Source organism: uncultured Gimesia sp. (genome assembly GCF_937910335.1).
Classification (GTDB): domain Bacteria; phylum Planctomycetota; class Planctomycetia; order Planctomycetales; family Planctomycetaceae; genus Gimesia.
The window spans coordinates 1-11,862 of sequence record NZ_CALEMX010000173.1 but is presented as its reverse complement, the minus strand read 5'-3'; the positions used below and the strand labels follow the sequence as shown (position 1 = coordinate 11,862).

Genomic DNA, 11,862 nt, shown 5'->3' with positions numbered 1-11,862 from the left:
TTGCTCGATGACTTTGAATCCCCTGAGAATCAGAGCTTATTTGGACAACTAAATACTGCGAGTGCACTGTGCGTGTTGAAACATCCGGCAGGGCTTCACTTTCTTCATAATCTACTAAAATCGCATTTAATATTATCAAAGCAGGGTAGAACAACTTTATTCCATCATCTGTGTGGATTATTTGACAAAGTGGGCCTTGAACTCCCTCCCTGCGATCGTCCAGCAGATCTACCTGTTGAAACGATTTTCAGAACAGCGACTGAATGGATCGAGTCAAATCTTGCTGCAAAATAAAGAATGGATTTATTCTACCACAATGATGTCATGTTTTAAATTTTTCAATTTTTTGCCAGTCCGTTGCAAATAGAGTTTGGCAAAACCTCTCTTGGCGTTATGCTGCGTTCTGGCAAGGTCTTTTTTGGGGTGGTGTATCAAGACATTTGACCATTTTTGCGAATGTCGTTTGGTGGGATTGTATCGTGAAGCGTGAATCAACAGACCAGGACCCTGGAGATCAACCAGCGTTACCTAAATGGTGGTATTCAACATTTAGATTGTCCATGATTGCAATAGTAACAACTGCCCTCTGTCTCGTGATCACCATTCCCATATCGAGAGTCATTTCCAAAAGAGTCAATCAATCGAAACTGGACGCCTTGCAGCTATATCAAAAAAAGCAAGCGGCTTTCCAGCCCTCAGAAGTGATTCATATTCTGAATACCCACTACGTTACACCCGAAGTCTACGCGACCGACCTAAAAAACCAGGACAGCACACTTACTCAAAAGCAGATTGACAAGCAGTACTTAGAGTATCTTAAAGGTGTGAATGCGGCTCAAAAAGAGCAGGTAAGCGTACTCAGAAGCTTGATCAAAGAACACAAGCTTAAGTCGGTCTACATCGAAGGTCTTACCGATAAAAACTACGAAGAAATAATGGAGTCTATCGAGTTTCTCAAGAAGTACGAGAAAACTAAGGAAGACCCGCCCGAAGAATTCTTAGAGTTATTCGCCTGGCAAGCTAAGCTAATACTCGGAGCCGCCGGTCAACTCGTAGTGGAAGGTGAGCTTGAAACCCTGCTCATTACAGAGGACTCGGGCGCTATGGAAGCAGCTAATCCGATTCAGTCAGACGGAAAGGCTGTCTTTGACAAGAAAGCTGATGAGAGGTATGAGGATGCCATTGTACGCAACCTGTTAAAGGGGAAAGGGGTTGTTGTCATCGTGCTTGGTGGCGATCATGACTTGAGCGATAACCTCAACCGGCTTGCCCACGGCGTCAAATACAAGCGAGTTGCGGTGCCGAAGTTTAAAGAGTTTGAGAAACCATTAAACGAGTCACCAAAAAACAAAAACTGATTCTCAACTTCATTCTATTTTGAATCATTGATTCCGTTTTGTTGCCGGGTTGGCGTCTTCCACGATTCGTCCGTGCTTCAGGTCGATAATGGCATACTCGGCGTTCGGGCCCGTTCCCCAGTCGATGCGAGAGGCCAGCGATCTACCTTTTGAAACATTTTTCAGAATAGCTACTGAATGGATTGAGGCACGGTATTGATGCAAATAACTGTAGGTTCGATTAGAAGGCAAAAAAGGTTTCTAGCACGAATGGTACAGCCTCTGACGCCTCTAGTCTTCAGAAAGGTATGCATGGATCAGATTCTAAAATTGATTGGTGGAATTAACGACCGATTTGTGACAAAATCGTTGTGTCCTTGATTTTCTTATCATCGGCAAGGAGAAATGCCTTACTCAGAATAATTGATAGAGTACGATCTCCGTCAAAAGGCAGGAAGACTTTCTCTGTTGAGACGGTATTTGAGGCGGGAACAATACAGAGATATTGATCATTCGGCTCCATCAAAATATTTCCACTACCCAGGTGAATTTTATAAGTACGGAAGGCTCCCTGTACGATTAAGAAACGATCGCTCAGAGTACAGGCATTGGCAATTTTCAGACGCGGAATGAGTTTTTCAAGAACCTCTTTTCTCGTTTGTGCCGTGGCAGAAAGTTCCCCGAACGAATAGCTTTGCCAGTAGTCAACATAGCGTCCCTCTGGTCCTCCGTCAGACCAATTAGGATCATTTCCTACACTCGCCACACCCACGAATAAATCGACATCACGAAGCACTTCGGAAAAGACGAGTGGAGGAATTTCTTCCAGCGGGAGTGGTTCAGTTGATCCTGGAGCGTATCCTCCTCCCATGGCATGCACGTAATGTTCTTCAGAATTGACCGGATAAAAACGAACTTGGTCAGTCATCAGATACAAGAAAGTTCCTGTTTCATTCGAATCAACTCCATATTCATCACCAGCACCTTCGACCCAAAATTCAGCTCGCAGATTCCAGCCTGCCAGTTGAATTGATGGGGGTGCATAACCATCATCAACCATCAGTCTCAAGCTGTTCTTCCAACCTCTTTGTCCACACAAGGCATTGAATTGATGTTGTTTGATAATATGCGCTGCGAAACGATTGGAATAGGTTCCCGTATTTATTTCCGCATCAGTCAACAGATAAACTTCCCGATGCGCCTGTTTGAACGGCTGACGAACAGTATGCTGCTCCAGCCAGTCTCTCCAGGCGGTAATTTCATCGATAGAATGACCAATGGGATGCCAGATCTTGACGGTGCTTTCTGAATTGGTAGCGATCACTTGATTAGCGGCGTCAACAAGTTGGTCGTTATTCCAGATTGCGCCTCGGGTTTCGTTTTCCGTAGTGACTTCCCAAATCAGTCGCCGCGCCAATGTGCCAATTAACGGATGGTCAAGATATCGTTCCTGCCATTCAATAAACTTCCATTGTTTTTGTTTAAGGAATAGTCCATCCAGACGATCGCGCTGCGCTGAGTGCATCCTCGTGATGTCTTTTGCTACGGATTTCAGTTCTTTGATTTCGTCTTTAAAATCCTGCTTGAGCGCGGCTGGAATCGATTTTTGTTCTTTTCCATCTGCCTTGATCCATTTGAGATCGGTTTTGCCATTTTCGATCAAACGCAAACGCGCGCTGAATTCTCCCATCGGCTCCAGTCGTTCTCCCATCGAAGTCAATCCGTATTCAGGAACCGAAATTTCTTCGAGTTCTTCAACCGAGAGACCCACACGCTCGGCTGTCGTATTGAGGGCTTTCTCGATTCCTTTCTGAGCCGTGCCAAATTTGACTTTGACTTTGAGGAACGCCAGTTGGGCGAGAGAAGCCTCTCCCGGCATGGCTCCCAGCGAATAGACGCATGCATTTCCAACTTTGATCAAACGAGGACCGATAGAAGGGACTTTTTTATAGGAGCTGATGGCCAGATTTGCCAAAGCCCGGGCAAGTTCTGCATTTTCCTGCATTCCAGCCAACCAGGCAAATCCTTTAAGAATATCGGCATGTGGTTCAATAATGAGCAGGTTATAATCCGGTTCCCACTGGGTGAGACTCTCTCTTGGTGTTGTTCGCGGTTTGTCCACCAGAGGAAGCCAGGTCAACATCCGAGTACGAAACTCTTCAAATGTAACAGCGTCCAGCAGGGGCTGAGCCTCTTTCAACCATTTCTCTGATGGCTTACCTACAGTGGCTGTCTGGGCATGTGTGATTAAAAAGCTCCATTGTTTTTTCTTTTGTTCTGGAATTATTTCCAGATCGGCCAAAGCCTGATCGCTCCAGGCTTCTCCCGACTTGATCGTAATGGGTGGCGCCTGGCCAATAATTTTATTGAGCGCGACAGCCGCTTTGCGAAATACATCGATGTCAATTTTTCTTTTAAATTTTTTCGAGAGTTGTTCTATTTCCGTATTTAATGCGGCGGATGCTTCGTGTTTTTTCAGATATTCATCAATCCTGCGAACTAACGTTCCTGCAGCGATATTATCCCAGTATTTGCTTTGCTCATCGCGAAAAAACTCACTCAATCTGATAATCGCTTCTTCCGTATAAGGAAGTTTTTTCTTATGCAGATTACAAATGAGACATTCGAGAGCAATCATCTTTTCTTCATAAGGTACTTTATTCAACAAGCCTTCTTGCAACAAACGCAAGGCAACGAGTGCAATTTGTGCCCGAAAGACTTGGTTTTGGGATGTGATTTTTTTACCGCTTTGCGTTACCAGGACTCCCTCTCGCCATTTTTGTGTGCTATCACATTCTCGCAAAAATTCATGCAGCAACAAAGTTTCTTCGCGAAACGGATCATCTGCTTGCGGTTCGTTCAATTGTAATAACGAGGACATCAAAATCACCCTGGCTTATCATTGGTTTCTTTATACTACTGTCGCGATGAACTGACTGGTTGTATTTCGAATTCAACCACCAACGAGCAATGCCAAACGGAGAAATGCAATATTGGTGGATGGTGTCAACGTGATCGTTTCATCGGCCGACTCTACCTGGCGATCATCGACCAGGATTAAAATTTGATTTCGCTCAAAGGCTTCAATTGCTTTCTCGAACTGTGGCTTCCAGTCAATCTGCCGCTTTTTCTTCATACGGAAGCCGTTGAGTGTCTGTTCGGATTCGGTTGGTTGAATCAAGCCACGAAATGTTTCGGGTGTTTGTACATTATGGTCTTGTACCTCCTGATAAACACGGCTACGAATCAGTTCACGAACAGTAATAGTCTCTTTCGGGAATTCAATCAATGATTCGTGAAGAGTTTCTCCTGTCATATTCTCATCTCGAATGGTTAAAGTGACTGGCATTTTTATCTCCTTTGATGACCGGGCTTCGTTGGCAGAGTCTCTTGGAACAATCTTAGCAAATGTACTTATGACAGGATATCATCCACACTGAACAGACACGATAAATGAAGGTAACCGGAACCGATTTCAGGCTTCGATTGACAGCTTGAATCATACTGTTTGTTGCCTCTGAATAATTGATTCCGCTTTGTTGCCGGGTTGGCGTCTTCCACGATTCGTCCGTGTTTTAGATCGATAATGGCATAGGCGGCATTCGGACTCGTTCCCCAGTCGATGCGGTAGAGCTCGGGAATTCTTCAAAGGGGTTGGGACTCAATTAAACGACACCAGGCCGCTTAAATCCCAGTTATATAGTTACCTTCAGTCGGTAGTTTTCTCAAAGATTCCCAAAAATCACTCGCCTTTTTATTCGAAATTTGAATGCCTTTCCCTACCTTTTTCGTTCCGTGCCTCTGAATATCTCGACCATGACTTCCTTGGCTGGAATTCCTGGGCCTGCTTGGGGATTGTTTAGATTCTTCTTCCGCTGGCCAAGCTTGATATATAAATCCATGGGAATGTGAAGACGATATTGTTTCGCATCTTCAATCGCGTTCAGCTTCATTTCAGGGATGCTCTGCAACACCTGATTCGTTCCCCAGCGGTTCCAGATTTCCTTGAGCTCTTCGCCCGTGACAGTTCCGATCGTGGTCTCGTAAAGACGATGCTGAGTGTGGAAGTCGGCTCGGGTATAGAATTCGGGATTGTAGCGTTGCAGATCATTGAGATCTGTTCCCCACATGCCTTGATCGGCGGGACCCCACCAGAGCGCGAAGTCGGCGTTGGATTTTGCTTTCATGATTTCCATGTAGTTGATGGCGAGGTTTCTTCGATTTGCATAGCGGGCTGGAATCGGCAGTTTGGCATCTGGAAATTTAAGCCATGTCCAATCTTTGCCAAACTGCATCTGCCGCGCGATATGATGCTTGCTATTTTGCACAAGTAAGTCTGCCTGACTGATCCGATCAAAGCCATCGGGTCCCGCGAGGAATTTCGCTGGATTCGCTGCAAAACGGGCGAACCCTGACTCATCGGTGAATGGTGCGAGCAAATAGACAAGTCGTTTCGGATGTTTGGGATGGGGGTAGAGCATGCTCAATACCTGATCCTGCAAGGGCAGCTTTGATCTGCCGTCGACGATCAATGTGTCCTCCTGAATCTTGATCGGTAGAGCGGGCAGGATCGCCGCGCTGATACTGTTTTCTGCCGGGGTTCCAATTAGAATCAGATTGGCATTCGACTGTTGCTCGGGCGTGAGATCAATGTCAGCCACGACCGGAAACATGCCGGGCATCTTCGCAAAATCGGGACCCCCGTACTTTGCGAGTGTCCGCGCAACAGCGCGAAGTTGATTCGTGCGGTCGCCCTTGGTTCCATAGACGATGAGTAGCGGCTCACCCTGATACAAATTCGCGGCAGCGCCCGCTTCGTAGGGGCGCGTTGTCGGTTCCGGTGTTGCCTCTACGGATTTCCAAGTGCCATCCTGGAACTTAAAGTTCGCGGCCGCTGCGAGACGCGTTTTGTCAATTTGCACCGAAGTGATGTGGGGTAACTGATCGAGGGCCAACGAAATGGCGACGATATTCTGCGGATGGATGATCACAGTCTTATCGTTAATCGTGGCCTCAACGAATGCGCGCTGGTGCGGATTGGCGAACTCACGAATGGTCAACCAGTAGGAACGACCGAGTGAAGGTGCTTCGCAGTCGTGTGTGATTGACTTTGGAGTCGGGTTCCGCTTTTGATCGAAGAGCCAGGTCATCAGCGGTGCGTGCGATCCCGGGACGGAATGGCCGACGCCCGGATATTCCTTGAGGATCACCGGGCAACCCAATTCTTGCATTCTTTGTGACTGTACTCGTGCGTTGCAGATCGCTGACGTCCAGTCTCTGTCTCCATGGTGAAAGGCAACGGGAAGGTTTTTGAAATTGGCAAGCGGGTAGTTGTTGCCTGCCGCCACTAAGGGAATCATGGCGGCGAATTGATCCGGATAACTGGAGGCAAGATGCATCGCGCCACTCCCACCCGCGGAAGAGCCGACCAGGTAAACGCGATCGGCATCGATGGGATACTTATTTTTCATGCGGGCGATCACTTGCATCACGTCGTAAGTGGACATCGCGCGGTAGCCCCAGATGCGGTTATAAGTGGGTGTTGCCTGAAAAAACGGAAACTTTTCGCTCGGGTCCACACGCAGTTTGCCGTTGAGGTTGATGACCAAAGGGTAAGCCTTCATTCCAGCGACCTTTGGAGGGGTCTGAACGGGGAACGATACCGGTGTACCTACCGCTGGACTCTGATAGGTCTCGTTGAATTTGGAATTCCAACGAACGGGGGGATCGGCGGCATGCACCAGGGTCGCCGAGAAGAATAAGATGATCAGGAATCGTTTCAAGGTGAGTTCTCCTGGAATTTTTTGCTGCTTTCGTACGCCAAGCATGACTTGTTGGCGGCTGGTCATGCATGGTCGCTGGTTAGTATGCGCTGTCCGGAAAAGTCGCTCATGACACGTTGGGCAACGAACCGCAATTGTACTTTGAATCACCAGACATAGCCAGAAATATTGGTGGCCATTATTTGCGATCGATACTTCGCTCAGGAACTTATGGCCGACGAATGTCTGTTGATTCTGCGGCGGCACGTTGATGCACGTGAAACCTATCGACAACTGCAAAAGTTCAAGGATGTATGGGGAGAACCGCACGTTCGGGTACAATTCGGTAAGACAGTCGCTGAGCTGAAGATGTTTGAGCAAATTCGTGATGCCACCGCAACTGCCACTCTGCTTATTGCCCAAACCGAGATCACCAACGAGGAGACTGGTCTCCGGTGCCTGATGGAGTATCCCACCAAAACGATGAACATCAGCCAGGACAACTACCTTTGGCAGGTCGATACCGGCCCGATCGCCTGCTCCGACTTAACTCAGCGTTTTGATCCCGCAGTTGACAGCGTCCGACTGGCATTCGCCGCATTCAATGTCCCCCATTTTTGCGATTTCGTGATCGAGCAGCCAACTCCCGTCATTCGTGACGGGCAGGAAGTCTGCCAGATCTTAGATTATTCCAAGCCCGTCAGTTTCGCTGCAAAGAACCGAGTCCTCGCGGTGTCGGATAAGCCGAATGCATAAGGATCTGTCGAACACAAGGACGAAGGGACAAAAGGGGTCAGGATACAATTAAATGAGACCAGTCTTTTTTTGTGTGTCGTGCTTGGAGGCGCTATTACAATTCAAAGATCATCGGCAGTGCCATTCGATGCTGACACCTTTATTTGCTCATCAGGAATTCCTTCACTGAAGCCTCATCTCCTGATATCGTCTGCCTGTATGGCTGCGTCCACCTTCCGTTTTGCAGAAATTCTGCTAAAATAACGCGTCCCACTTGAAGCAGACCATATTATCACTCATTCCATAATGGATACGCTTTACTTCTACCAGTTGCACAGATCTCATTTTCATCATCAGGAATCAGTGAGCCTTTTTATGAGTCAGGAAGACCAGCCGCGCATGAAGTTCGGCACATTAGGTGGTGTTTTTACACCATGCACGCTGACTATTCTGGGTGTGATCATGTTCTTGCGGTTTGGCCAGGTGGTCGGACAGGCGGGCGTGTTGTATGCACTCCTGATCGTGTTGGCTTCGAAAACGATTACTACACTGACGACGCTGTCACTCTCCGCCATCGCGTCGAACACGCGAGTCAAAGGAGGCGGTGCTTACTATCTGATCAGCCGGAGTCTGGGTGTTGAGTTTGGTGGGGCCATCGGCGTTGTGTTTTATCTGGCTCAGGCCATCTCTGTGGCGATGTATGTCATCGGTTTTACTGAAGCGTTTGTGGGAACCTTCTCTGCCTGGGAAGGCCACTTCATCATCATTGCGACGTTGATCAATGTTATCACGTTTGTCTGTGTGTATATCGGGGCTGGTTGGACAATCAAAGTTCAGTATTTTATCCTCGCGATCCTGGCCGCTGCGCTGGGTTCATTCTACCTGGGGGCGTTTTCCAGCTTTGATCTCAGCATTATGCGCGAAAATCTCATGCCGCATTACACGGAGGGGGAATCGCTGTTCACAATGTTCGCACTCTTCTTCCCGGCGGTCACCGGCATCATGGCGGGCGCCAATATGTCCGGGGATTTGAAGAATCCTTCGCGATCGATCCCGCGGGGAACTCTGGGTTCTGTCATCGTGACAGCAGTGATTTACCTTTCCCTGGCTCTCCTTCTGGGTGGGACTCGGCCGTATACAGATCTGATTGACAACAACCTAATCATGAAAAACATTTCCGTCTGGCCGGTGCTGATAACAGTCGGCGTGTTCGCCGCGACACTCTCGTCTGCGCTAGGTTCCATGATGGGTGCGCCTCGTATTCTGCAGGCATTTGCGCGTGATGAAATTTTCAAACGGCTCACGTTTTTTGGTGCGGGAAGCGGCTCCAGTCGTGAGCCACGCAGAGCGACAGTGCTGACGTTCGTGATCGCCCAGATCTGTATTCTGCTGGGAGACCTGAATGCGATCGCTCCGATCATCACAATGTTTTTCATGATCACATATGGCTTATTGAATCTGGCGACATTTTATGAAGCGATCACCAAAAACCCCAGCTACCGACCTACGTTCCGCTATTGCAACTGGTCTGTCTCTTTAATGGGCGCGGTGGGCTGTCTGGCCGTGATGTTTTTGACAAACTGGATTTGGGCGAGTGCCAGTATTGTGGTAATCAGTGGCTTATACTGGTTCATTCACTATCGCGAAATTGAATCCCGCTGGGGCGACCTGCACAGTGGCGTGGTATTTGAGCGAGCCCGTCAAAGTCTGCTGAAACTCGAACAGGAAGCCTATCATCCCAAGAACTGGCGGCCGACGATTCTGGCGCTAAGCGGCACAGCCTGGAATCGACCCCATCTGGCGGTTTACGGTCACTGGCTGACGTCGGGGCACGGCATTCTCTCGATTGCACATGTTGTGACGGGGGACATTGAGGAACACGCGGAACGTCGCGAAAAATTCGAAAAGACCTTGCGCGCGTTTATCGCGAAAGAAGAGCTGCTCGCTTTTCCGGCAGTTGTGGTATCGGAATATCTCTCGGATGGGGTCGAGGCATTGGTGCAATGCCACGGCATCGGCGGTTTGCGTCCGAACACAGTTTTGCTTGGCTGGCCGAACGACCCTCAAAGGTCTGAGTCATTCGGGTCCACCGTTCGTCTTGTTTCTCGAATGGGTCGCAGTATCATAGCGATTCGATTTCTTGGCTATCGGGAAGAAGAGGGCGATGAAATCGGGTTGGTGAACGATGCGTGGGAGATCCCCATCGGGACAATCGACGTCTGGTGGCGTGGCAGACGGAATGGATCGCTGATGCTTCTGCTGGCCCATCTGTTACATCAGAACCCTGAATGGCGCCACAATCGGATTCGCGTCTTGCGTGCCGTTTCCAATGATGAGGCGGTCGACGAAGTGACAAGCCATATCGAGGAACTCTCCGCCTCCGCGCGGATTTCCGCGGAACCGGTGGTCGTCGTCTCTTCCGATCCCGCTGAGGCGATTCAGCAAACCTCAGCCAATGCCGCGGTCGTGATTCTCGGATTTGAACCGCCGGCTGAAAGTGCTGAGTCCGCGTTCTTCAGTCGTATGGAATCGTTCGTCGGAAAGCTCCCACGCGTACTCTTCATCGAAAGTGCCGGCGGTATGGAACTGGAATAGTGACTTGGAACCAGATCTTAGAATCTCTCGGATCAGCGCTTATTTTTCATGTCTCGATGATTGCAAGAAATATAAAGGAGTCAGGAACGAATGGCACTGCCGGTTGTGGTGTAATCGTCCGGTTTCTCAAACAGAGTCATTCGCGCAACAGAACGATTAAGCAGCTGAAACTCTTCACCGGCTGGACGGAATTTAAGACAGTCGCTGCTCCCTTTTGTGTCCCTTAAATAAATTTCGTTTTGATAAACGAACAGTTGCAATCGCCGGTTTCGTTGATGAAACGAATGCCTTTTTTGCATGCCGACCGAACGTCCAAACGTAATTGCGAGAGCCACTTTGGGGATGTTTCACCACGTGCGAGTGCGTAGAGGGCAAATGCATAACCATACATTTCCATTGTCACATATCCCCGTCGGCCGATGCTCCAACCGGATAATGGGCCATCGTTCCAGTAGTTTTCGTGTATCACATTGTTTGCTGAAAAAAGACCGAGGCCGAAAAACACCGTTAAGAGGTCGGTTAACGGTTCTTGATCTTCTTCATCGGGCGAAATGCGCTGTTGCCCGAGTAAGACGACATGTCCTATTTCATGTGCGAGCGTGGCAACTACATGCAGTGGGTCTTTCAGAGTCTCCATCTCAAGCCAAATATCGAACTGTCCGTCAGATTCGAAATACAGTCCGGACGTTCCGTGATTCCACATCCCTTCAATGTCTGGAAGTGAGTGTCGATAAAATTCGAGCCGTAATAAAGATGGTTCGACATCCATGAACTTTGCGACCCGGTTCATGATCTCCCAGATACCAGCTGCCGTATAATCATAGTCGGCTGGAAAAAAGTCAGTTGTAGGATGGATCAGTTCCGAATATTTGAGTCGCTCGAGGCCGAACTCATCAACAAACCATGAAAAACGATTCTCAATCCATGCCTTGTTCTCTTCCGAGACGGGGCAAGTTGGCTTTGAACGGAACCATCCGAGCATTTTACGAAGTCTTTCTGAGTTAATCGTTCTTGAAGAGAGTGCGCATACCCTCGCGGTGAACTATGCGACTTTTGTTGCTTTTGTACTACGACATTCAGGGCATTCAGGGATAATATCACCATACCGTCTCCTTTGCTTTCCGTCAGGTGTGGCAACACGTCGGTCTTTGTTGTGGTACCTTAGCATGAAGCCACCGATCAATACTGGCAGCAAAGCGTAGAGCCAAGGGGGAGCCTGTAGTTTGAATACTAAGAAAATGGCAATACCGATAAGGATGGCACCGAATTGAACAATGTAAGGTTGACTATGCACCTTTGGCTGATAGCGATGTCCGCAATCATCGCATAAAAATTCATCATTGGTATAGTGCTGAAGACGGTCGGCAGTAACTTTGAAGTGTGTTTTACTTAATTACTATTGCTCAACGGACTGGTCGGTGACTTTACATTCG

Annotated in this window: 9 protein-coding genes; 4 read left to right on the top strand and 5 right to left on the bottom strand. The window is 48.4% G+C overall.

Translation table 11 applies throughout. The features are described 5' to 3' along the window. Positions 1 to 294: hypothetical protein (locus Q0668_RS06730; RefSeq protein ID WP_298861729.1), on the top strand; the 294-nt coding region annotated here is incomplete at its 5' end. Between the two features lie 185 nt (positions 295 to 479). Next, positions 480 to 1,358 carry a hypothetical protein gene (locus Q0668_RS06725; protein WP_298861727.1) on the top strand — a complete coding sequence of 293 codons (879 nt, stop codon included), beginning with the start codon at positions 480 to 482 and terminating at the stop codon, positions 1,356 to 1,358. A 24-nt stretch (positions 1,359 to 1,382) separates the two neighbouring features. On the opposite strand, the gene Q0668_RS06720 is transcribed toward Q0668_RS06725, so the two are convergent. From Q0668_RS06720 to Q0668_RS06705, 4 genes are all read right to left on the bottom strand, one after another. Then, on the bottom strand, positions 1,383 to 1,589 hold the full coding sequence (locus tag Q0668_RS06720) for a hypothetical protein (RefSeq protein ID WP_298861724.1): 207 nt from the start codon (positions 1,587 to 1,589) through the stop codon (positions 1,383 to 1,385). Positions 1,590 to 1,680: 91 nt separating this feature from the next. Beyond that, positions 1,681 to 4,218: a DUF4132 domain-containing protein gene (locus Q0668_RS06715; RefSeq protein ID WP_298861721.1), complete on the bottom strand. Its 2,538-nt coding sequence runs from the start codon at positions 4,216 to 4,218 to the stop codon at positions 1,681 to 1,683. Between the two features lie 72 nt (positions 4,219 to 4,290). Then, a complete protein-coding gene (locus tag Q0668_RS06710) occupies positions 4,291 to 4,686 on the bottom strand; it encodes a hypothetical protein (RefSeq protein ID WP_298861718.1) in 396 nt (131 codons plus the stop codon). A 430-nt stretch (positions 4,687 to 5,116) separates the two neighbouring features. Beyond that, a complete protein-coding gene (locus Q0668_RS06705; RefSeq protein WP_298861715.1) occupies positions 5,117 to 7,186 on the bottom strand; it encodes an alpha/beta hydrolase-fold protein in 2,070 nt (689 codons plus the stop codon). 105 nt (positions 7,187 to 7,291) lie between these two features. On the opposite strand from Q0668_RS06705, the gene Q0668_RS06700 reads away from it, so the two are divergent. Both Q0668_RS06700 and Q0668_RS06695 read left to right on the top strand, forming a co-directional pair. Further along, the gene (locus Q0668_RS06700; RefSeq protein WP_298861712.1) at positions 7,292 to 7,855 is read left to right on the top strand and encodes a hypothetical protein; all 564 of its coding nucleotides are present in this window, start codon (positions 7,292 to 7,294) and stop codon (positions 7,853 to 7,855) included. 354 nt (positions 7,856 to 8,209) lie between these two features. Next, positions 8,210 to 10,429 (top strand): amino acid permease, encoded by a 2,220-nt coding sequence (locus Q0668_RS06695; RefSeq protein WP_298861709.1) that lies wholly within the window; start codon positions 8,210 to 8,212, stop codon positions 10,427 to 10,429. A 223-nt stretch (positions 10,430 to 10,652) separates the two neighbouring features. Here the strand turns inward: Q0668_RS06695 and Q0668_RS06690 are convergent, their stop codons facing one another. Further along, complete coding sequence (locus Q0668_RS06690; protein ID WP_298861705.1) at positions 10,653 to 11,411, bottom strand: hypothetical protein; 759 nt, start codon at positions 11,409 to 11,411, stop codon at positions 10,653 to 10,655. Between the last annotated feature and the right edge of the window lie 451 nt (positions 11,412 to 11,862).

Excerpts from the sequence above, each read along its gene's own strand:
- Q0668_RS06715 (WP_298861721.1), bottom strand. The coding sequence starts at position 4,218 with ATGTCCTCGTTATTACAATTGAACGAACCGCAAGCAGATGATCCGTTT.
- Q0668_RS06710 (WP_298861718.1), bottom strand. The coding sequence starts at position 4,686 with ATGCCAGTCACTTTAACCATTCGAGATGAGAATATGACAGGAGAAACT.
- Q0668_RS06705 (WP_298861715.1), bottom strand. The coding sequence starts at position 7,186 with ATGACCAGCCGCCAACAAGTCATGCTTGGCGTACGAAAGCAGCAAAAA.
- Q0668_RS06695 (WP_298861709.1), top strand. The coding sequence starts at position 8,210 with ATGAGTCAGGAAGACCAGCCGCGCATGAAGTTCGGCACATTAGGTGGT.
- Q0668_RS06690 (WP_298861705.1), bottom strand. The coding sequence starts at position 11,411 with ATGCTCGGATGGTTCCGTTCAAAGCCAACTTGCCCCGTCTCGGAAGAG.